Origin of the sequence: Pseudomonas sp. 15A4 (assembly GCF_016925575.1) — a bacterium.
Classification (GTDB): domain Bacteria; phylum Pseudomonadota; class Gammaproteobacteria; order Pseudomonadales; family Pseudomonadaceae; genus Aquipseudomonas.
Map to the genome: position 1 here is coordinate 3,024,469 of NZ_CP068986.1, position 21,753 is coordinate 3,046,221.

Below are 21,753 nucleotides of genomic sequence, written 5' to 3' on the forward strand. Positions count from 1 at the left end.
GGCAGGACACGCTCTCCATCAAACACTAGCTGATAAGTGTATTGCGGCTCAGCTGCCTGCCAGACTGGAAAGTTAACAGTAATCGGCGTGGTCAACGCATCGTTAGGGATTAATCCTTCCGCGAGTGCTGCTGGAATGGTTGGCAGTGCTAGCGGAATTGGGGCGCTTGCACGGGTGAGTTGTTGCGATGTCATTGATGTTACCTCTTGATGATAGGCAGACAGGTCGGGTTAAACCGGACCTGTCTGCTAATTTGATTAGTTAATGGAACAGACTGCTTCGCTCGACTCGCGCATCTCGACAGGTACGCGGGTGACTTTTGATGTCACTGAACTTTGGTTACTATCAGGGGCTGGATCAACCCTGATATAGGCTTCACAAAATCCGCGACAAATGGTTCTCAAAATATTGTACGGAACTCGAAAGCTGTACCCGTTTAGTATGTCTTGGTCATCGAGCTCACGACTGGCGGTGTAGGTGGCGGAATCGATCGGGTTGTTTTCTCTATCAAAGCCTTTGAAGGTGAAAAATAACTTTTGATTCTCTGCGATGTTAGCGTAAGGCACCACGTACCCATCAGTACCATCAGGTGCCACGCTCTGAGAGATATAGCCAGCCGGGTTCAACTTGAATGTCGGGCCTTCGATTCCTTCGGGACCACCCGGAAGATTTTCTTTTGAGCGGACGGTAACCAGCTGAGTTGGTGATAGGGTTAAGTTAGGGTTGCCCTGTCGAGCTACCGCGTAACGGACCGGGATTTCGGCTCCAGTGCCCTGCGCTTTCATAATCGAGTTGGCGACTGGAATGACGAGATCCGCTGCAGCAATCAGATCTTCTTCTTTAATTTGGTACCATTGCAGTCGCTGCTGATCGCCCCAGAAAAGATGGATGTCATCATTCACTTTGAATGATTCGGTCCAGCGGATGATCGCCCTGCTGTTGTATTCGTAATCTTCCTCATCAATGAAGTTATCGTCCTTGTTTGGACTTGCAAGGCTGGTCCCCTGAATAATTGGCGCTTCGGAGGGTTCAGGTACTGGCAAGGTCAGGTACACATCTACGTCAGTAGGCAGAGAAGTTCCATTTAACTGATTCTGACGAGTGACGGTATATGTGATCGAAACATGGCCGATGGGCGCCACGGCTAAGGTTTCGTAAGGAACCTTCAAGGAAAGCACAATATCTTCGTTTTCATTCCCCGCCGGGATTTGAACCGGGAGCATCGGATAATCACTGCCCCAGTGCAGTGTAATTTGATCAAACGCTGCCGCCCCTGGGTAGTGTGGAATATCAACTTGTACTCCGGGCTTGGCTTCCATGTAGTCGATCAATGATCCAATGGCAGGGTCAAGTAGAGGTGCAGGGTAGTTTTCCGGAATCTCCTCAAGCAACAGCAACACGTTTACCGCAAGCGACTCCTCAGAAATGTTGCCCGCCCTGTCTACGACCCGATAGATTACATCGTGGCTTCCGGATGTAATTGATTCAAGAAAGTCCCGCTCGAAGTCGAACACAACTTTGTTGAGGCCCATGTCATTTTGGTCTACGACAGCTATCGGACCGGCGACCTCACCCCAGTACGTGTGGATGACGTCATGCTTCGCCATGCCAGTGTACCCAGCAACCTGAACCTCAAGCTTATCGCCCAACTGGGTCAACTCAACGGCCGTCAGGCCATTCTGAACTTCCACAGGGAACTGGATTGCGGCGAGCTGAGGCATGCCAGGAGCTGTACGGTCGATAACTATCGGAAACTCGTCGGAAAAATTTTCTGAGTCGGCTGCAGGACTGTAGGTCCGGTACGTCAGTCGATGGACGCCCTCTTTGAGAAAGTCGACGGGTATCTCGAGAGTAAGGGGATCGCCCGGTTTCTCACTTGCCTGAATGACCTTTTCCGGTCCGGACGGAGTTCCGTTCCATGTTAATTGATAGGTATATCCTGGTTCGGCGGCGTCCCACACTTCGAGGTCGACAATTACAGGCGCATTCAGGTTCGTCACGGGAATCAACCCTAGATTGTCGGCGTCATGAAATGCTACTGCGACGTCGGGTGCTTTTAATGGCAGCGGCTCTCGACTGGTACGAGGGTGGATGATGGTCGGTGCTGTTTTAATGTTGGACATGTTGATTCCTTGAGTTCGCTTTTTTGTTCGGACTTGGGTGCGTCCGACAGGATCTTTATGAAGTGGTGGAGTGCCAATTCCTGATTTAAATAATAGCTTTTTCTCGGGCCTGTCAACGAAGCAAGAACCTCGTTTTTGTAGGAAAGCTAGGCCGGTGTAAGATGAATATTTGTATGTCGTAATAAAGTCATGCGCTTTTCAGGTCGCGAATCTTCGGTTTTGCTAGCGTTTCAGAGCCGGGGATGTAGTCCGCGGACTTCGTACTTTTCGGATATTTCCTACTCAATATTTTTTGGCCAATTTCTCTAGTTGTCGGCAGCGCGCCCATACTCGTCGCTTTCCATGTACAGATATCGGAGGCGATGTGCCGTCATTCAGGGAAATTTTGCTATTAGGAGCGAAGCCAAATATTTTAGCATTGGCGATGGGGATGATTTCGCCAGCGCTTTGGGCCCAACAGGTGAGCTATAAGCCGATAGCGCTTGAACTTGCTAACTTAGCGGCCATGGATAGTTATGACCTGTCCAAGCCGAAGAAATCCGATGAGTCCTTCGTACCAGTCGACGACACTATTGTTAACGTGGATTCTTCGACGCCCTCTCAGAGTTATTTGGTGACGAACGGTGGCGTATTGAATGTCTTGGAAGGTGGAGTCGTCAGCGCCATCGCTATGAGTCATTCAGAGGTCTATGTTAATGCTGGATTAGTGAGGAATGGGATTGCTGTAAGCTCTGGAGACCTGAAACTAGTCGGCACAACGGTTGAGAATGCACAAGGGCTGGGTTTGCAACTGCTGCTTACTGAAACCGATCTGATAACGCGCTCTCAAGCTCATGTTACTAATAGCTCCATCACTGGGGGATTTTACGGGCTGGGTGTCGGCGCAACCGGGGAGATTTGGCTCGCCAATTCAGTAGTGAAAGGCGTAAGTGCTGATGGTGCGCCTAAAGCCGGTGGTATGCGTCTTAGCGGCGGTGTCGCGCATGTCACGGACAACAGTAGTATCAAGGGTGAAGTCAATGGTATCTACATAGTTAACGGTGCATCTAACATAACCACGCAGGAAAACCACCTGGATATTAGTAATTCCTTAATAAGCGGTGCGGCCGGGGCGGCGATAGTGGTTGATAGGCTTAGCAGCAGGGCTCAACAAACGACAGCGGACATAATAATTCGCGATGGATCCAGCCTTGAGTCAGATTCGGGATTACTCATTAATGTCCAGTCAGAAAGCACCGCGAATGTAAAAGTGATCAACAGCACCCTCTCCGGCGATTTCGTCGCCGATGACACCAGCACCCTCAACGTGGTGCTGCGCAATCACGGGCAGTTGAACGGGAATATCGTCAATGGCAATTCCGTAACCATCGATTCCAGTGGCCGCTGGCAATTTGCGGCGGATAACAGCGTTAACTCGCTTGCTCTGGACGGCGGCAGCGTAGGCTTCACCGGAGACGGCTTTCATTCGCTTTCGCTGGGTACGCTGTCCGGCCGTGGGCTTTTCGACATGCGTATCAACCTCGACGACGGCACCGGTGATTTGCTCAGCGTGAATGGGGAAGCCTCGGGCAGGCATCGCCTGCGTATTCAAAACACCGGCACTGAAGCCGTCCCTGCCGAGTTCGACCCGCTGCGGGTGGTTCACACCGAAGGCGGGGATGCCGAGTTCGGGCTGGTGGGCGGTCGGGCGGATCTTGGGGTGTATTCCTATGAGCTTGAGCGCCAGGGGACGGACTGGTTCATCGTCGGGTCCGGCAAGGAGATCAGCCCGTCCACGCAAAGTGCGCTGGCGTTGTTCAACACGGCCCCGACGGTTTGGAACAGCGAGTTGACGACGTTGCGCAGTCGCATGGGGGAGGTGCGCGGCCAGGAGCAGGGCGGCGGCTGGATGCGTACTTACGGCAGTCGCTTCAATGCGGCGCTGGATTCCGGCGTTGATTACAGTCAGAAGCAGCAGGGTCTGTCGTTCGGTGCGGATGCGCCCGTGCCGGTAGGCAATGGTCAGTTGTTGCTCGGATTGATGGGCGGTTACAGCAAGTCGGATCTGGACATCGGCCGAGGCACTTCGGGTCAGGTCGACAGCTACTACGTCGGCGCGTATGGCACGTGGTTGTCGGAGGGCGGCTATTACCTGGACGGTGTGCTGAAACTCAACCAGTTCCATAACGAGTCCAAGGTAGCGATGAGCGATGGCACCAAGGCCAAGGGTGATTACAGCAGCAAGGCGTTGGGCGGGTCGCTGGAAGTCGGCAAGCACATAAAGCTGGGCGATGAGTATTTCGTCGAGCCGTTCGCGCAGGTGTCCAGCGTCTGGATCGATGGCAGCAGCTACACCCTGGACAACGGCATGCAGGCCAGGACCAACCAGACCCAGTCGGTGCTGGGCAAGGTCGGCAGTACCTTGGGACGCAGCTTCGCCCTGAAGGACGGCGGCGTGGTTAAGCCGTACGCACGGCTGGCGTTGGCCCACGAGTTCTCCCGCAGCAATGACGTCAGCGTGAACGGTCAGCGTTTTGACAACGACCTGTTCGGCTCCCGCGCGGAGTTGGGCGCAGGTGTTTCGGTGTCGCTGTCCGAACGACTCCAGGTGCACGCTGATTTCGATTACATGAAAGGTGAGCATGTTGAGCAGCCTTGGGGTGCGAACGTGGGTGTGCGTCTGGCGTTCTGATTCGCATTAGTTGATTAAAAGGCGGTTCCGAGGCCCCGGCTGCAGCGATGCAGTCGGGGCTTTTTTACGTGGGCTTACGACTTCGGCTGCATCCGGCGCCGTCGCGGTGGTCGGCCAGGGGACGAGCCCTTGCCGCGCCGCTTCCTCAGCCGGGGCAGGTTGACGGTCAGGGTTTCCGAAATGCCGACGAGCTTGGCGCGCCGCACCACTTCATAGCGCACCTCGACGCATCCGCTTTCGTAGTCCGCCAGCGTTTCATTGTTGAGGTACTGAACCAGGCGAGGGCCTTTGCGGCCTTCTACTTTGCCGATGGTGGTGTAGAAGGTGTTGTGGCCCCAGCGCAGCTTCAGGTGATCCCCGAACCACAGCTTCGGCGAGCGCGGGATATTGATGTAGATGCCCACGTGCAGCTGTGCGTCGGTGGGGCCTTCGGGGTCGGCACCGGTGATGAAAGGCGCTTCGAATACCGGCGCCGGAGGCGGGTGCTTCATCTCGTGATGCCAGGGAAATCCCGGGGCGTTCTGAAGCTGGCCGGCGTAGACCAACGCCTGTTCAGCCGCACTTTTGCCCACGGGCGGCATTGCCTGCAGTTCTTCGTAGAGCGGGATTGAACTCTTGTCAGCTGATTTGCGTTTGGTCCTGCGGGTATTTTTGGGGTTTGGCACCGTTAACTTTTTATTGTTATCTGACTCGGTCGGTTGTGAGTGGGGGGATGGCTGGATATCCGTTTCATCTTCCATTGGAACTCCTTGATCAGATCGCTAGTGCGAGAATTACAGGATTGGGTGTTGTGCGCTTGCTTGTAGGACTGCGGCGCTGCACATGCCTATGATCGATTCGAAAAATAGGACTGTCAAACAAGCGAAGTGCATGGGATTGCATGGATTCTTCGAAAAAATTCGTGGTTGAATAGATCTTTGATGTGTGAAACGAGCCTTTTTTAGGGCATTTTTGAGTGATTTTAATAATTATGTATCGCGGGTAGTCTATAAAATTTTGATAGTCCATCAGACGCTTCCTACGGTGATGTAGGTTCTTTGGAATCGAGATGCCCAAAAATAATTTAAATTATTTTCCGCTGGCTCATTTATTGACAAAACCTCCACGCATAAGCGTGGAGGGGGTTACTTTTGGTATTCAGTTGAATAGCGGGAAAGCTGGTTACAATTTAACTGAAACCAGGGTCGGCAGGCTGGTGATGGACACATTGCCCGCCCGGTCGGTGACGACGTACTCGATGGACACGGTTTCGGCTGCATGGGCTTGCAGGTGTTCACGGCTGAACGGGATTTCGATGGGTCGGAGGGTGAGCTCATCCGCCTGGACCTGATGGGCCGGGCCTGCGACGCCGTTGAGTAATGTCTGGATGATATCGCCCGGTTCCATACCGGCGTAGCCAGGGAGCAGTCCGACGAGTTGATCGCCGAGGGTGGCAGTGGGGAAGATGAGGGGAGCGAGGAGGGTGGCGCCGGGTTTGGTGCGGTCTACTTGAATTAAGGCAGGCTTAGAATCCGCGATGTTTCCCCCGGGGTAGGTAATGTATCGGTAGGCAATTTCGTACATGCCATCGCTGAAAAATTCGTTCTTCGAAATGTGAACAGTTAATTTGACTCTAGTTTCCGGATCAGGTATCGGAAAAGGCTGGCTAGGGCCGAGCTCTCTATTGTTAAGCAATAGCTGGTACGAGTCGCCGGTTTTCACGAAGTCCGGCACGTCAAAAGTGATCATTAGATCATTTTCGAGTTCGCTAGTAGGTACTAAGCCGTCCTGCTCAGCTGCGGGAACGGACGGGGAGTCAAGGCTTTCAGTTTTCATAAGTTTCTCCATCAAGCACGCCTCTCCACTTCCATCCGCAGAAAGAGTGCACATTTAATTCAATTGTCCAGATCAACAAATACCCCACCCATGGTGGTAACTATTTATCGTCTTTCAACAATCAACTAATAGAGTTCTACAAATCCTGTCAACAGCCAAACCCGCGCTCCAAACCAAAAACCGCTCCCTCAAACGATTTTCAGAAATGTCCTACTTAATCCCCAACACAAACAAAAAAGCCCCGGCAGACGATCTGCCGGGGCCTTCGCTTAACCCATCAATCACTCAGCGGTTAAAGCGCTCCACCAACGAGTACTGCGTGTTGGCTGTCTGGGTGAGTTCCGCACTGAGCGTGGCAGAGCGACGGGCTTCGTCGGAGGTCTGGTCGGCCAGGTGTGCGATGGTGCTGATGTTTCGGCTGACCTCTTCTGCCACCGAGCTTTGCTCTTCGGTGGCGGCGGCGATCTGCGTGGTCATGTCGGTGATGTTGGCCACTGCGTCGCTGATGCCCATCAGCGCCCTGTCGGCTTCCATGACCTGTTCGACGCCTTCTTCGGCCTGACGGCGGCCTGTGTTCATGGTCTGCACCGCGTTGGTGGCCGTCTGTTGCAGCTTGGCGATAAGGGCGTGGATCTGGCCGGTGGATTCGGTCGTGCGTTGGGCCAATTGACGGACCTCATCGGCGACGACAGCAAAGCCGCGGCCCATCTCGCCCGCGCGGGCGGCTTCGATGGCCGCGTTCAACGCCAGCAGGTTGGTCTGGTCGGCGATGCCTTTGATGACGTCGACAACGCCACCGATTTCGTCGCTGTCTTTCGCCAGCTGGGTCACGGTCAGGCCGGTTTCGCCCACCGAAGCCGAAAGACGCTGGATGGCCTCGCGGGTGTCACTGGCGATCTCGCGGCCGCGACGGGTCAGTTCGTTGGCCTGCTGGGTGGCATCAGCGGTGCGCTGCACGTGATTGGCGACTTCCTGAGTGGTCGCGGCCATCTGGTTGACGGCGGTGGCGACCTGTTCGGTTTCGACGCGCTGACGTTCCAGGCCGGTAGAGCTGGCCTGCGCCAGGCTGTCGGACTGACGGGCCTGAGCGTTGAGGTGTTCGGCGGTGTCCTGCAGGCGGGTGAGGCAGGTCTTGAGACGCGCTTCCTGACTGAGGATCGACATTTCCAGTCGTGCCTGTGCGCCGCGACTGTCGGTGTACATCTGTGCGATCAACGGGTCGGACGTGGTTTGCTCGGCCAGACGCAGCAGACGCTTGAGGCCGCGTTGTTGCCAGCTCAGGCCCAGCAGGCCCAGCGGCACCGACAGGGCAGCCGCCAGCGCAAAGCCCCAGGGGAGTTCAACCAGACGCCAATCAGAAAGCTCAGCTGGCTGACGAGGATGAACGGCAGCCAGTCCTGCAGCATCGGCAGCCATTTGTCGCGGCTTGGCACTGCGCTTTTGCCGCTGTTCAGGCGTTTGTACAGCGCTTCGGCGCGGGACACCTGTTCAGCGGTCGGCTTGATGCGCACGGACTCGAAGCCCACGACCTGCTTGTTCTCGAAGACCGGCGTGACGTAGGCGTTGACCCAGTAGTGGTCGCCGTTCTTGCAGCGGTTCTTGACGATCCCCATCCACGGCAAGCCCTGCTTGAGGGTGGCCCACATGTGTTCGAAGACCGCCGACGGCACGTCCGGATGGCGCACGGTGTTGTGGGGCGATTTGATCAGCTCATCCTTGGAAAAACCGCTGATTTCAATGAAGGCGTCGTTGCAATAGGTAATGACGCCGCGCGCATCGGTGGTGGAGATCAACCGTTGCTGCGCCGGGAAGGTCCGTTCGCGTTGAGTGATGGGCTGGTTATTTCGCATGAGCTATTCGATCCAGGAAGGCTGTCACGGGTTATCGGCTCGATGCGACAAAAATTAAGTTTTTGTGAACTGCTTCATCTTCTGAATGTCGTGAAAACGCCTACCGGTCGAACATCGGATAGGTAAACAGGCTGAAATGAAGCAGGTTCAGACCGAAGTGGGTGAGCACGGCAGCGGGCAGGCCGCCCAGTCGATAGGCAACGCCATAACCCACACCCCCGATGCCCGCCAGAAGCGCCCATTCCCAGCCCGCGCCGATGTGCGCGAGGCCGAACAGTGCCGATGCCATTCCGACTGCCAGAGCGTCATGGCAGGGTAAGTGCTGCAGCCACCTTTTCAGACCCCTTGCAGATAACCCCGAAAAAGCAATTCTTCGGTCAGCGCGACCAGCAAGAGGTTGTTCAGCGCCCATATGCCCGTTTGCTCCGGCCACTTGGGCGACCAGCCGACGAGGCCCAGCAGCAGCGCCGTTGATAAACACGCTGCGGCGGTGACGGGCAAGGCGATGCTGGTGACGCTCAGCCAGCGTCGTGGGCTCAACGCAATAAACACCCACGGGCAGGCGATGGCGATCCAGAAGCCGATGAGGGGCTTGTCGAGATTTAGGTACATCGAATACGGCGCCGCCTCGGGGCTGAGGCGCACACCGGCAATCGCCCTGGCGCTGAGGAAGCCGGGCAGCCAGTGACTGGCCAGGCCCGCCGCAATGGCGATGAACAAGGCATGACCGAACAGGCGGACGGCGCGGTGCTGGAAATGGCTGACGCAGATGCCGGCCATGATGAGCAGTCCGAACGTGATGACCACGGGAAGGCTGAGTTGGCCGTAGAGCAGCGCCAGGCTGTAGCCGAGAGAGAGCAGGAAGAGGGAAGTCCAGCGTTGCACCGACATGAAGTCGTCCTAGGGCGTCGGAATAGGCTGGCGATTTTAACGTTCATTAAACGCGTGTGTATGTCGGATCAACGGGGGGTTGGTCCGATTGTTTCGTGGATGCAGGGCGGAGGTGGTGTAGGGCGTTTCTGATGACGACGTATTTGTGTTGCACGCTGGCAATTTGCGGTGAGGCAGACGACGCCTTCCCGGCTAAAGCCGGTCCCACTAAAAGCTCGCGGTGGGCCCGTAGGATCGGCTTCAGCCAGGAAGAGGCCAGTATGAACACCCTAAGATTTTGGGTGAGGCAGAGAATGGCTTTCTAGCTAAAGCCAGTCCCGCTGGAGCAACGCTTACCGTCAGTAGGACCGGCTTCAGCCGGGAAGAGGCCGGTTTTAACACCAGAAGATTTTTGGTGTGGCACATGACGCCTTCCGGGCTAAAGCCAGTCCCACATGTAGGACCGGCTTCAGCCGGGAAGGGGCCGGTTTGACCACCATTAATATTGCGTTGTGGCATCTGACGCTTTCCCGGCTGAAGCCGGTCCCACTAATTGCACGCGGTGTGTCAGTACGACCGGCTTGAGCCGGGATGAGGCTCAGGAAGCAATCAGCTGCCGCAGCACGTAATGCAGGATCCCGCCCGCCTTGAAGTATTCCACTTCATTCAGGGTATCGATCCGGCACAGCACGTCGATGTTTTCCTGCTGCCCGTCCTCCCGGGTGATCTGCACCGCCAGGCTCATGCCCGGTTGCAGCGTCGCGCCGGTAAGTCCGGTAATGTTCAGCACTTCCTTGCCGGTCAGGCCCAGTGTTTTACGGCTTTCGCCCGCCCTGAACTGCAGCGGCAGGACGCCCATGCCGACCAGGTTGGAACGGTGAATGCGCTCGAAACTCTCGGCAATCACCGCTTTGACCCCCAGCAGATTCGTCCCCTTCGCCGCCCAGTCGCGACTGGAGCCCGTGCCATATTCCTGACCGGCAATGACCACCAGCGGCGTGCCTTCTTCCTGATAACGCATGGCCGCATCATAGATCGGCAGCTTCTCGTCGGTGGGCACGTGCAGCGTGTAGCCGCCTTCTTCGCCGCCGAGCATCTCGTTGCGGATGCGAATGTTGGCGAAGGTGCCGCGCATCATCACTTCATGGTTGCCGCGGCGCGAGCCGTACGAGTTGAAGTCCTTGTACTCCACGCCCTTGCTGCGCAGATAACGCCCGGCCGGGCTGTCGAGTTTGATGTTACCGGCGGGGGAGATGTGGTCGGTGGTCACCGAGTCGCCCAGCACCGCCAGCACGCGAGCCTGCTGCACGTCAGCGATGATCGGCAATGGCCCGGCCACGTCCTCGAAGAACGGCGGGTGCTGGATGTACGTCGAGTCCGGCTGCCAGACGTAAGTCGCCGCCTCGGGCACCTCGATGGCTTGCCACTGCGCGTCGCCGGCGAAGACCTCGGCGTATTCCTTGTGAAACATGCCCGTGCTGACGTTCATGACCGCGTCGGCGATTTCCTGCTGGGTCGGCCAGATATCCCGCAGGTACACCGGCTGGCCGTCGCTGCCTTCGCCCAGAGGCTCGCTGCTCAGGTCGGTGCGCACGGTGCCCGCCAACGCGTAGGCGACCACCAGCGGCGGTGAGGCCAGCCAGTTGGTTTTCACCAGCGGATGCACGCGGCCCTCGAAATTGCGGTTGCCCGACAGCACCGACGCGACAGTCAGGTCCGACTGCTGGATGGCTTTTTCAATCGGGTCAGGAAGCGGCCCGGAGTTACCGATGCAGGTGGTGCAGCCATAACCCACCAGGTCGAAGCCCAACTTATCGAGATACTGAGTGAGGCCGGCGGCGTTGTAGTAATCGGTCACGACTTTGGAACCCGGCGCCAGCGAGCTCTTCACCCATGGTTTGCGCTGCAGGCCCTTCTCGACGGCCTTTTTCGCCAGCAGGCCGGCCGCCATCATCACGCTGGGGTTTGAGGTGTTGGTGCAGGACGTGATGGCCGCAATGACCACCGCGCCGTTTTTCAGGCGGTAAGTCTGGCCGTTGTATTCATACTCAGCCTCGCCCACCTGCGCGGCGTTGCCCACCGCAACACCGCCGCCGCCTTCGCTTTCCAGTCGGCCTTCTTCGTGCTTGCTCGGGCTGACCGCCAATCCCAGGAAGTCGCTGAAAGCTTGGGACACATCGGGGAGGGCAACGCGGTCTTGCGGACGTTTTGGCCCTGCGAGGCTGGCCACGACGGAACCCATGTCCAGCTCCAGCGCATCGGTAAACGCCGGTTCCTGACCGGGCAAGCGCCACAGGCCCTGAGCTTTGCAATAGGCCTCAACCAATTGCACCGTTTCGTCCGGACGCCCCGACAGTCGGAGGTAATCCAGCGTGACGTCGTCGACCGGGAAGAAGCCGCACGTCGCGCCGTATTCCGGGGCCATGTTGGCAATGGTGGCCCGGTCCGCCAGCGGCAGGTCCGCCAGGCCATCGCCATAGAATTCGACGAACTTACCGACCACGCCTTTCTTGCGCAGCATTTGCGTCACTGTCAGCACCAGGTCGGTGGCGGTGATGCCTTCGCGCAGTTTGCCGGTGAGCTTGAAGCCGATGACTTCCGGAATCAGCATCGACACCGGTTGGCCGAGCATGGCCGCTTCCGCTTCGATGCCGCCGACGCCCCAGCCCAGTACGCCGAGGCCGTTGATCATGGTGGTGTGGGAATCGGTACCGACCAGGGTGTCCGGGAAGGCGTAAGTGCGGCCGTCTTCTTCCTTGGTCCACACGGTGCGGCCGAGGTATTCCAGGTTGACCTGATGGCAGATTCCGGTGCCCGGCGGCACCACGCTGAAGTTATCGAACGCATTCTGGCCCCAGCGCAGGAACGCGTAACGCTCACCGTTGCGCTGCATCTCGATGTCGACGTTCTCGCCGAAGGCCTTGTCGTCGCCGAAGCGGTCGACCATGACCGAGTGATCGATGACCAGATCCACCGGCGACAACGGGTTTATGCGCTGGGGATCGCCACCGGCCTTGGCCACGGCGGCGCGCATGGCGGCCAGGTCAACCACGGCCGGCACGCCGGTGAAATCCTGCATCAGCACGCGGGCGGGGCGGTACTGGATTTCGCGGTGGGATTTGCGCTCGATCAGCCAGTCGGCGAGGGCCTTGAGGTCGTCGCCGGTCACCGTGTGGTTGTCTTCCCAGCGCAGCAGGTTTTCCAGCAGCACCTTGAGCGACATCGGCAGTTTGTCGAGATCGCCCAGCGTGCGCGCGGCATCCGGGAGGCTGAAGTAGTGGTAGGTCTTGTTGCTGACTTCGAGGGTTTTGAGGCTTTTCAGGCTATCGAGGGAGGGCATGACTGACTCCTTGACGGTCCGTGCAGTACGCGCGGACGGGCGATCGACGGTAAGACGGGTCTTGCTTCGGCGCTCTGGGCGGCGCCTTTAAATGCTCATTGAGTAGTACTGGACCCGCCGGCTGAGCCAGTGGTTCCTGATTCGGCTATCATGCGCCGCTTTCGAGTCATTGAGGTTAGTCCTCAAGTACAGCTTGCGCCGCGACCCGATTCGTGGCGCGCGAGGAGACCGCCCCGTGAACACCCTTTTCATGCATTGCCGCCCCGGCTTCGAAAGCGAGGTCTGCTCGGAGCTCAGCGAGCACGCCGCCCGCCTCGAGGTGTCCGGCTACGCCAAGGCCAAGACCGACGCCGCTTTCGCCGAATTCATCTGCACCGAGGCCGATGGCGCCGAGCGGCTGATGAACAATCTCAAGTTCCGCGAACTGATTTTTCCCCGGCAGTGGGCCCGTGGCGTGTTTGTCCAGTTGCCGGAGACCGACCGCATCAGCGTGATCCTCGAACACATGGCCGGCTTTGCGCCGTGCGGCAGCCTGTGGCTGGAAGTGGTCGACACCAACGACGGCAAAGAGCTTTCGACCTTCTGCCGCAAGTTCGAAGGGCCGTTGCGCAAGGCCTTGGAAAAGGCCGGCAAACTGGTCGACAACCCGAGCCTGCCGCGCCTGCTGCTGACCTTTAAAAGCGGGCGCGAAGTGTTCCTCGGCCTGGCCGATGCCAATAACTCGGCGATGTGGCCCATGGGCATTCCGCGCTTGAAATTTCCCCGGGAAGCGCCCAGCCGCTCCACCCTCAAGCTCGAAGAGGCCTGGCACCACTTCATCCCCCGGGATCAGTGGGACGAGCGTCTGTCGGGCGACATGTCCGGCGTCGACCTCGGTGCGGCCCCCGGTGGCTGGACCTATCAATTGGTGCGGCGCGGCATGCTGGTCACTGCGATCGATAACGGGCCGATGGCCGAAAGCCTCATGGACACCGGACTGGTGCAGCACTTGATGGCAGACGGCTTTACCTTCAAGCCGCGTCAGCCGGTGGACTGGATGGTCTGCGACATCGTCGAGAAGCCCGCACGCAACGCCGCGCTGCTGGAAACCTGGCTGGGCGAGGGCCTGTGCCGCGAGGCCGTGGTCAATCTCAAGTTGCCGATGAAGCAGCGTTACGCCGAGGTGCGACGCCTGCTGGAGCGCATCGAAGACGGCTTCAAGGCCCGCGGCGTGAAAGTCGCCATCGGTTGCAAGCAGCTGTACCACGACCGCGAAGAAGTGACCTGCCATCTGCGGCGGCTGGACATGAAGCGCAAGGGCTGACGGTTGGGCGGGATCCCCATGTGGGAGTGAGCTTGCTCACGAAGGGGCCGGGACATTCAGTCAATTTCTCTGGGGATTGAAGGTAAGTCTTCGCGAGCAAGCTCGCTCCCACGGGATCGTGGTCTGCTCGAGCTCTCCGGCACGCCACATTCGGTCAGCAAACTGCCGCCGATTGTCCTGTTTAAATCCGGCGCCACGCTGTCCATAATCAGCCGGGCGCGCCAGCGGGGCGAAGACAAGGGGAGACGCAATGAGCGCTGAACACAATGGACCTGACGCCGACATTCTCATTGTCGGCGGTGGCCTCAGCGGCACGATGCTGGCCGTGCAGCTGCTGCGCCTGCCGGGCCAGCGGCGGATCCTGATCGTCGAGTCACGCAGCGAGTTGGGTCGCGGCGAGGCCTACAGCGCCACCGAGCTGGGCCATACGCTGAACGGCAACGCTGCGCGCATGAGCGTCGACCCCGACGATGCCGACGATCTCACCCGCTGGCTGACCGACTATATCGCCGGCGGCGGCTGGCCGGAGTCTGATCAGCAGCACGTGCCGGTGGCCGAGCTGTTTCCGCCCCGCGGGATCTTCGGTCTGTACGTTCAGCAGCGCCTGGCCGAGGCCCGGCTGACCGGCGAGCGCTGCGGTTCGACCGTCGAGCACGTGCGCGGCGAAGTCACCGACCTGCAGACTGACGCAGCCGGCATACGCCTGACCCTCGCAAACGGTGAGCACCTCACCGGCCGCTTCGGCGTACTGGCGACGGGCATGTTCGCCGCCGCGCGCACGCCCCAGCGCGATTCAAACGGCCTTAACGCCGCCGCTGTTGATCCGTGGGACGTCAACGCCATGGGCCAGCTCGACCCCCAGGGCCGCGTGCTGATCATCGGCTCGGGCCTGACCATGGTCGACGCCGTGGTGTCCCTTGAGCAAGCCGGTCACCGTGGGCCCATCGACGTGTTTTCCCGCCACGGTCTGCTGCCCCACGTGCGCCGTCAGCCGCCGACATGGCCGGATTTTCTCGCCGCCGATCTGAAAATACGCAGCACCCGCCAACTGGTCAGGGCCTTGCGCGAGCAGTGCGCCCGAGCGGCACAGCAGGGCATCGACTGGCAGGCGCCGCTCGACACGGTGCGCGTGCACATTCCACGGCTGTGGAGTCAGGCGTCTGACCTGCAGCGGCGCCAATTCGTACGCCACGTCCGTCCGTGGTGGGAAAGCCATCACCACCGTTCGCCGCCGCCCAGCGCGCACTTGCTGGGCAGGCTGATCGACGAAGGGCGCCTGCACATCCACGCCGCCTCATTGCTCAGCGTGGGAAGCGCCGAGGCCGGACAGGTCACCATCGACGTTCGCTATCGCGGCCAGGACAAGGCCACCACAGAGAGCGGCGCAGCGCTGATCAACTCGACCGGCATTCAATACGACTGGCGCCGGGTTGATCGTGCCTTGCCGCGCAATCTGCTGGCGCGTGGCCTGATTCAGCCGGGGCCGCTGGCACTGGGGATCGCCGCCGATGCGGGGGCGCGCTGATGGACGCTGATGGGCGGGTCTCGACGCGGCTCTATGCCATGGGCCCGCCCTTGCGCGGCCTGTGGTGGGAAAGCACTGCCGTGACCGACGTGGCGTTGCAGGCCAAGCTGCTGGCGGCGCGACTGGCGGCGGTGAGCAACGTGCCAAGCTGAATGAGCAGGAAATTGTGTCGACCGCGACACACTTTCCGCAGCCCCTCCTAAAGCACCCTCCGAACGAGCCGAAAGCCCATTATCGACCCGGTAAGACCGCCCGCTTTTCATCGCGAGGCGACAGGGACGTCAGCGATCGGACAAGGCTATGGAGGCCAGTCGTCATGTTGAGCTTGAGTTTCAGAAACCCCGCAGAAGCGGCATTACTGCTGCCGCAAAACGTTGCGCCGGCGTCCCTCGGTGCCGACGACCCACAGCAGAGCCTCAGCGCCGCCGACCAGGTGCGTCAGGGCATTGAAGTACTGCTTTCACCGGACGCGCAGAAAGCGGCGAAGAAGGGTGACAAGAACGCCGACATTGACGCCACGCACCTGCCTGACCGGATCAAGGAGCAGCTCAAGCTGATCCGCTCGATTCAGGAGCGCATTGCCAAACGCATGCAGGACATGCAGGCCTTCATGAGCGACCGGTCGCTCTCGCCCCGCGCCCGGGAGGGCAAGATGCGTCAGTTGCAGATGGAAATCATGGCGATGACCAACTCGCTCATTCAGGCCACTAATCAGCTCAATCAAGCGATGCAGCAGATGCATCTGTCAGTGGCGGACCAGACCCTCGCTGGCACCCTGGTCAGTCCACAAAACCTTCAATCCTGATCCAGCAGGCGCGGCCCGGCGCCTTGCTCGCTCAAGCTGTCGCCGAAGTTACGCAGCGGGCAGGCCTCCATCGACAGGCAGCCGCAACCGATGCAGCCATTGAGTTGGTCGCGCAGGGCGGTGAGGCGGTTGATGCGTTCATCCAGATCGGCTTTCCAGCGCTCGGATAGCCGGGTCCAGTCTTCAACGCTGGGCGCGCGGTCCTGAGGCAGGGTCTGCAGCGCGGTCTGGATGGTCGCCAGCGGAATGCCCAGGCGCTGCGCGGTTTTGATCAACGCCACCCGGCGCAGCACATCCCTGGGATAGCGACGCTGATTGCCGGCGTTGCGCTGGCTGCTGATCAGACCTTTGGCCTCGTAAAAGCGCAGCGCGGTAATAGCCACGCCGCTGCGGGCGGACAGTTGGCCGACGGTGAGTTCGCGGGCGATGGGCGGGATGTCCTGGGTGAGCATGCAATCTTCCTGTCTGCGGAACGACGCTTGACCTACAGTTAACTGGAGGTTTTATTCTGCGCAGCATCGCTTGCCTGGATGGGCTTGGCAAGTGGCGCACCGGCGCAAGAAACGTATGGGGCCTTGCCGGTTTGCGCAGCATCCTGTTCAGCAACATCCGTCATTCGTGGAGAACGTTCATGACACCAGCAGCCGCTCATCTTCCCTACAGTCAGTTCGTTGAGTTCGCCGTCGACCCCCACCATCAGGCCGGGCTGGTTGTGGCGCTCAGTGAGCGTTTCGAGCGATTCACGCGCACTTACCCAGGCTTTGTCCGGGCCAGCGTGCAGGTCAGCGAAGACCGCCAGCGGGTGCTGAGCCATGTGCAATGGCTGTCGAAGAGCGACTGCGAGCGCGCGTTCGAGAACGCCGAGCAGGGCGAAGGGGATATGTGGGAACTGATCCGTCGACACCGGGCGACGTCGATGATCTTTAACGCGTACGAAGTGGCGGGGAAATCGTAGGACTGCGTCAGGGCTGAATGCAGTCCTACAGCTTGCATCGCTGCGGCTCACACCGACAAATGCAGCATCCGCTCACCCTGGGTCTGTTCGCCGGGGCGGCGCTTGTTGACGGCGAGTTCGCCGATCTTGATCAGCCGCGCGCGCACGACATTGCGGCTCAACCCCAGCAACTGCGCGGTGTGTACCTGGTTGCAGTGGCTGAAGCGATAGGCCGCGCGCAGCAAGGCGTCTTCGACCTTCTCATGCAGCGCGCCGGCCTGCTCTTCGAACAGACGCTGGAATGCCCGGGCCAGCAGCGCTTCGGTTGAATCGTCGACGGCGGGGGCTGAATCCTCCTGGCGCTCAAGGCGCAGGTTCGACAGGCGCAGATCGCTGGACTGAATCACGCCGTTGCGGCAGATGAGCAAGGTGTGGTGAATCACGTTCTCCAGCTCGCGAATATTCCCCGGCCAGCCGTAGGTCCGCAGCTTGTGCTCGGCATCGGCGCTGATCTGGATCGGTCCGCAGCCCAGACGCTGGCTGTAGACGTCGATGAAGTGGCGGCTCAGCGGCATGATGTCGCCCGGCCGGTCGCGCAGGGTGCTCAGCTCCAGATTGACGACGTTGAGGCGATAGAACAGGTCTTCGCGAAAGTGCCCGGCGTTGATGGCGCGTTCCAGTTGAACGTTGGTCGCGGCCAGCACCCGCACGTTGATCGGCGTGCTTTTGCGCGAACCCAGCCGCACCACTTCGCGCTCCTGCAGGACGCGCAGCAGCTTGACCTGAATCGCCAGGGGCAGATCGCCGATTTCGTCGAGAAACAGCGTGCCGCCGTTGGCTTCTTCGAACCAGCCGGCCTTGGCGGTGAGGGCGCCGGTGAACGCGCCTTTTTCCTGGCCGAACAGCTCGGCTTCCACCAGCGATTCTGAAAACGCACCGCAGTTGACGGCTACGAACGGCTGGTGACGACGGCTGCTCAGGTTGTGAATGTGACGGGCCACCAGCTCCTTGCCGGTGCCGGTTTCACCGATGATCAGCACGCTGGCATCGCTGGGCGCGACTTGTTCAATGTGGGCCAGCAGCGCCTGGGACCTCGGGTCTTCGAACACCTGCGCGGTGGCGCGTATCGAAGTCGCCAGGGCTGGCGAGGGCGGTAGGGTCAATAGCTGCATAGGGGTCACTTGTGGTTGGAACGGGAGGCTGGCTGTCATGAAGGACTCCTTGTCGCGGTCGCCGTTGTCGCGCTGGCAGATCAACCGCTTCCCACGCGCTGCGCGGGCGCGCAGCAAGCGGTTGTTTCCAGGGGGCGGTGAAACTTACTTCTGCGGCGGCAGATCGTTGGCAATCATCTCCCCGAACGGGCCGGTGAGGTTGGTGATGCCGCGGCCTGCCAGGCTGCGATACGGCTCAGGCAACAGCGGAAACACCAGTTCGGCGAAGCGGTAGGCTTCTTCCAGGTGCGGGTAGCCGGAGAAAATGAAACTTTCGATGCCCAGGTCTGCGTATTCCTTGATGCGTGCGGCGACTTCCTGGGGATTGCCCACCAGCGCCGTGCCTGCGCCGCCCCGTACCAGGCCGACGCCGGCCCACAGGTTGGGGGCGATTTCCAGGTTGTCGCGACGGCCGTCGTGCAGCGCGGCCATGCGGCGCTGGCCTTCGGAGTCGAAACGCGAAAAGGATTTCTGCGCAGCGGCGATGGTGTCGTCGCTGATGTGCTCGATCAGGGTGTCGGCGGCTTTCCAGGCTTCTTCGCTGGTTTCGCGGACGATTACGTGCAGACGGATGCCGAACTTGACGGTGCGGCCGTTGCGCGCGGCGCGCTCACGCACGTCCGCCAGCTTTTCGGCCACGGCGGCAGGGGGTTCGCCCCAGGTGAGATACACGTCGACCTGCTCAGCGGCCAGTTCATGGGCCGCTTCGGAGGAGCCGCCAAAATACAGCGGCGGGTAGGGCTTCTGGATCGGCGGATACAGCGCTTTGGCGTTCTGCACCCTCAGGTGCTTGCCTTCAAAGTCCACGGCTTCGCCCTGCAACACACGGCGCCAGATCTTCAGGAATTCGTCGGTGACTTCGTAGCGCTCGCTGTGATCGAGAAAGCTGCCATCGCCACGGTTTTCATCCGGGTCGCCACCGGTCACGACGTTGATCAGCAGGCGTCCACCCGACAAACGATCCAGCGTCGCAGCCATGCGCGCGGAAACGGTGGGAGAAATGATTCCCGGACGAATCGCCACCAGGTAGCGCAGACGTTCGGTCAGCGGCACGAGGGCCGATGCGATCACCCAGGAGTCTTCGCAGGAGCGGCCGGTCGGAATCAATACGCCGTGGTAACCCAGATCATCCGCGGCCTGGGCGACCTGCTTCAGGTAATTGAGCGTGACCGGGCGCGCGCCCTTGGTCGTGCCCAGGTAATGGCCGTCGCCGTGTGTCGGTAGAAACCAGAAAACATCCATGAGAAATCCTTCAAGCGGAATCGGTGGGCTTGTCACAAGTGCACCCGTTATAAAGGCTCTGATTTATTCCGTAAAAGAACTGAATTCCATATTTTTATAACCGTTAGAGATATGCCCTGTTTGTTTGGATCTGAGAGGGCTTATGCGAGTCCTGGCGTGGCGAAGAACCCGAGGAGCGCGCTTTGTGGGACCGGCCTTAGCCGGGAAAGCGTCATGTGTCACACCGCAACATTGATGGCGTTCGCGCTGGCCTCTTCCCGGCTGAAGCCGGTCCTACTATGGGTACGCAGTCCCACTAAAAAGCACCGCGCAAAAAAACAGGCGCCGAAGCGCCTGAAGGACAGTACGGGAGACGCTCCAACATTAGAAAATCTGGGTGAACAGCCAGTACAGGCTGCCTGACAGCAGTATCGCGGCGGGCAAGGTCAGCACCCAGGCCATCGCCAGATTGCGCAGGGTGCGCATCTGCAGGCCGGAGCCGTTGGCGACCATGCTGCCGGCCACCCCGGAGGACAGCACGTGGGTGGTCGAGACCGGCAATCCGTACATGTCCGCTGCGCCAATGGTCAGCATCGCAACGACTTCAGCCGATGCGCCCTGGGCGTAGGTCAGGTGGGTCTTGCCGATCTTCTCGCCGACAGTGATCACGATGCGTTTCCAGCCCACCATGGTGCCGAGGCCCAGCGCGATTGCCACGGCCACCTTGACCCACAACGGAATGAATCGGGTCGCGGTGTCGATCTGCTGCTTGAACTGATCGACCTTGGCCTGGGTGTCGGCGTCGAAATTGCCGACCTTATTCTTGTCCATCACGCGGATGGCTTCAGAGGTCAGGTACATGTCGTTTCGTACGTTAGCGGTGGCCTCGGCCGGCACCTTGGCCAGCGAGCCATAACTGGCGACCTGATCGCCGATCTTGCCGGCCATGACGGCCAGCGCTGGCACCAGTTCAGGGGTGGCCTGTTTGTCACGGATGTAGGTGGACAGCGTCTGACGTGAATCAGCCGGCGCGGGCAGCGGCGCCGCTTTGGTCAGGGCCTGTTGGGTGACCTGGGCGACTGCGGCGAATTGCACCGACTGATCGGCCGGCATGGCGCGGTTCAGCGCGTAGGCCATCGGCAGCGTACCCACCAGAATCAGCATGATCAGACCCATGCCTTTCTGGCCGTCGTTCGAACCGTGGGCAAACGACACGCCGGTGCACGTCAGGATCAGCAGGCCGCGAATCCAGATCGGCGGCGGCTTGTTGCCTTCCGGGGCTTTGTACAGCGCGCGGTTCTTCACGAACATGCGCAGCGCCATCAGCAACAGCGCGGCGCAGGTGAACCCCACCAGCGGCGAGAGCAGCAGCGAATAGCCGACTTTGGTTGCCTGGGACCAGTCCACGCCGCTGGTGCCGTCACGGCCGTGCATCAACGCGTTGGCGATACCGACGCCGATGATCGAGCCGATCAGCGTGTGGGAAGACGACGCTGGCAGACCCAGCCACCAGGTGCCAAGGTTCCACAGGATCGCCGCGATCAGCAGGGCAAAGATCATCGCGTAACCCGCCGATGATCCGACCTGCAGGATCAGCTCGACCGGCAGCAGGGCAATGATGCCGAACGCCACCGCGCCGCTGGAAAACAGCACACCCAGAAAGTTGAAGGTTCCTGACCAGACCACGGCGAAGTTCGGCGGCAGGGAGTGGGTGTAGATGACGGTCGCGACGGCGTTGGCGGTGTCGTGGAAACCGTTGACGAACTCAAAGCCCAGCGCGATGACCAGCGCGACGCCGAGCAGAATGAACGGCGTCCAGGTCAGCACGACGGTACCCAGGTCGTCCATGTCCTGCTTGAGGCTGTAGCCGGTATAGAACAGGCCCAATGCCAGCACAACGAAGAAAATCACCATCGTCGTCATGCCAGGCTTGCGCCCGAATTGAGCACTCAGTCCGGGTCCCTGTTGCAGAGAGCCTTGAGCCAGTGTGGGGGTCGCCATGGGGCACAATCCTGTTAATGAGGGATAGTGACCATGATCATTACAAAATGTGACAGAGATGCGACACGGGTCACGTTTTGCGTG

General features: G+C 59.8%; 12 protein-coding genes and 3 pseudogenes. 5 read left to right on the top strand and 10 right to left on the bottom strand.

The annotated features are described in order from the left end of the window. Nucleotides 1-257: 257 nt before the first annotated feature. Nucleotides 258-2,123, bottom strand: coding sequence for a hypothetical protein (locus JN403_RS13630; protein ID WP_205482790.1), 1,866 nt, complete (start codon nt 2,121-2,123; stop codon nt 258-260). A gap of 1,249 nt (nt 2,124-3,372) precedes the next feature. On the opposite strand from JN403_RS13630, the gene JN403_RS13635 reads away from it, so the two are divergent. After that, the gene (locus JN403_RS13635; RefSeq protein ID WP_240356555.1) at nt 3,373-4,794 is read left to right on the top strand and encodes an autotransporter outer membrane beta-barrel domain-containing protein; all 1,422 of its coding nucleotides are present in this window, start codon (nt 3,373-3,375) and stop codon (nt 4,792-4,794) included. A gap of 74 nt (nt 4,795-4,868) precedes the next feature. Here JN403_RS13635 and JN403_RS13640 read toward each other — a convergent pair whose 3' ends face one another. From JN403_RS13640 to acnA, 5 genes and pseudogenes are all read right to left on the bottom strand, one after another. Further along, nucleotides 4,869-5,534: a hypothetical protein gene (locus JN403_RS13640; RefSeq protein WP_205482791.1), complete on the bottom strand. Its 666-nt coding sequence runs from the start codon at nt 5,532-5,534 to the stop codon at nt 4,869-4,871. 421 nt (nt 5,535-5,955) lie between these two features. Next, entirely contained in the window at nt 5,956-6,609 is a 654-nt protein-coding gene (locus JN403_RS13645) for a hypothetical protein (protein ID WP_205482792.1), read from the bottom strand. A gap of 285 nt (nt 6,610-6,894) precedes the next feature. Further along, nucleotides 6,895-8,459 (bottom strand): annotated as a pseudogene (locus tag JN403_RS13650) (PAS domain-containing methyl-accepting chemotaxis protein). 100 nt (nt 8,460-8,559) lie between these two features. Further along, nucleotides 8,560-9,350: pseudogene (locus tag JN403_RS13655) on the bottom strand (CPBP family intramembrane glutamic endopeptidase). 577 nt (nt 9,351-9,927) lie between these two features. After that, nucleotides 9,928-12,669 (bottom strand): aconitate hydratase AcnA, encoded by a 2,742-nt coding sequence (gene acnA / locus JN403_RS13660; RefSeq protein WP_205482793.1) that lies wholly within the window; start codon nt 12,667-12,669, stop codon nt 9,928-9,930. A gap of 235 nt (nt 12,670-12,904) precedes the next feature. Here acnA and rlmM point away from each other — a divergent pair, with 235 nt between their 5' ends. From rlmM to JN403_RS13675, 3 genes and pseudogenes are all read left to right on the top strand, one after another. Beyond that, the gene (rlmM, locus tag JN403_RS13665; RefSeq protein ID WP_205482794.1) at nt 12,905-13,972 is read left to right on the top strand and encodes a 23S rRNA (cytidine(2498)-2'-O)-methyltransferase RlmM; all 1,068 of its coding nucleotides are present in this window, start codon (nt 12,905-12,907) and stop codon (nt 13,970-13,972) included. Nucleotides 13,973-14,222: 250 nt separating this feature from the next. Next, nucleotides 14,223-15,649, top strand: a pseudogene (locus tag JN403_RS13670) (FAD/NAD(P)-binding protein). A 164-nt stretch (nt 15,650-15,813) separates the two neighbouring features. After that, nucleotides 15,814-16,302 (top strand): hypothetical protein, encoded by a 489-nt coding sequence (locus JN403_RS13675; RefSeq protein WP_205482795.1) that lies wholly within the window; start codon nt 15,814-15,816, stop codon nt 16,300-16,302. Here the strand turns inward: JN403_RS13675 and soxR are convergent. Beyond that, nucleotides 16,293-16,754, bottom strand: a complete 462-nt coding sequence (gene soxR / locus JN403_RS13680; protein WP_122622685.1) for a redox-sensitive transcriptional activator SoxR — start codon at nt 16,752-16,754, stop codon at nt 16,293-16,295. The genes JN403_RS13675 and soxR overlap by 10 nt on opposite strands. Before the next feature lie 179 nt (nt 16,755-16,933). Between soxR and JN403_RS13685 the strand changes: the two genes are divergently transcribed. After that, nucleotides 16,934-17,257 (top strand): antibiotic biosynthesis monooxygenase, encoded by a 324-nt coding sequence (locus JN403_RS13685; RefSeq protein ID WP_205482796.1) that lies wholly within the window; start codon nt 16,934-16,936, stop codon nt 17,255-17,257. Between the two features lie 47 nt (nt 17,258-17,304). Here the strand turns inward: JN403_RS13685 and JN403_RS13690 are convergent, their stop codons facing one another. The 3 genes from JN403_RS13690 to JN403_RS13700 all read right to left on the bottom strand — a co-directional run bounded on the left by JN403_RS13690 (nt 17,305) and on the right by JN403_RS13700 (nt 21,669). Further along, nucleotides 17,305-18,408, bottom strand: a complete 1,104-nt coding sequence (locus JN403_RS13690) for a sigma-54 dependent transcriptional regulator (protein WP_122534783.1) — start codon at nt 18,406-18,408, stop codon at nt 17,305-17,307. Nucleotides 18,409-18,552: 144 nt separating this feature from the next. After that, on the bottom strand, nt 18,553-19,689 hold the full coding sequence (gene ssuD, locus JN403_RS13695; protein ID WP_172612785.1) for an FMNH2-dependent alkanesulfonate monooxygenase: 1,137 nt from the start codon (nt 19,687-19,689) through the stop codon (nt 18,553-18,555). A 363-nt stretch (nt 19,690-20,052) separates the two neighbouring features. Then, complete coding sequence (locus tag JN403_RS13700; protein WP_172612784.1) at nt 20,053-21,669, bottom strand: inorganic phosphate transporter; 1,617 nt, start codon at nt 21,667-21,669, stop codon at nt 20,053-20,055. Between the last annotated feature and the right edge of the window lie 84 nt (nt 21,670-21,753).

What these genes read in the sequence shown, in the direction of transcription:
- JN403_RS13630 (WP_205482790.1), bottom strand. Translation starts at nt 2,123, where the DNA reads ATGTCCAACATTAAAACAGCACCGACCATCATCCACCCTCGTACCAGT.
- JN403_RS13640 (WP_205482791.1), bottom strand. Translation starts at nt 5,534, where the DNA reads ATGGAAGATGAAACGGATATCCAGCCATCCCCCCACTCACAACCGACC.
- JN403_RS13645 (WP_205482792.1), bottom strand. Translation starts at nt 6,609, where the DNA reads ATGAAAACTGAAAGCCTTGACTCCCCGTCCGTTCCCGCAGCTGAGCAG.
- acnA (WP_205482793.1), bottom strand. Translation starts at nt 12,669, where the DNA reads ATGCCCTCCCTCGATAGCCTGAAAAGCCTCAAAACCCTCGAAGTCAGC.
- JN403_RS13675 (WP_205482795.1), top strand. Translation starts at nt 15,814, where the DNA reads ATGTTGAGCTTGAGTTTCAGAAACCCCGCAGAAGCGGCATTACTGCTG.
- soxR (WP_122622685.1), bottom strand. Translation starts at nt 16,754, where the DNA reads ATGCTCACCCAGGACATCCCGCCCATCGCCCGCGAACTCACCGTCGGC.
- JN403_RS13685 (WP_205482796.1), top strand. Translation starts at nt 16,934, where the DNA reads ATGACACCAGCAGCCGCTCATCTTCCCTACAGTCAGTTCGTTGAGTTC.
- JN403_RS13690 (WP_122534783.1), bottom strand. Translation starts at nt 18,408, where the DNA reads ATGCAGCTATTGACCCTACCGCCCTCGCCAGCCCTGGCGACTTCGATA.
- ssuD (WP_172612785.1), bottom strand. Translation starts at nt 19,689, where the DNA reads ATGGATGTTTTCTGGTTTCTACCGACACACGGCGACGGCCATTACCTG.
- JN403_RS13700 (WP_172612784.1), bottom strand. Translation starts at nt 21,669, where the DNA reads ATGGCGACCCCCACACTGGCTCAAGGCTCTCTGCAACAGGGACCCGGA.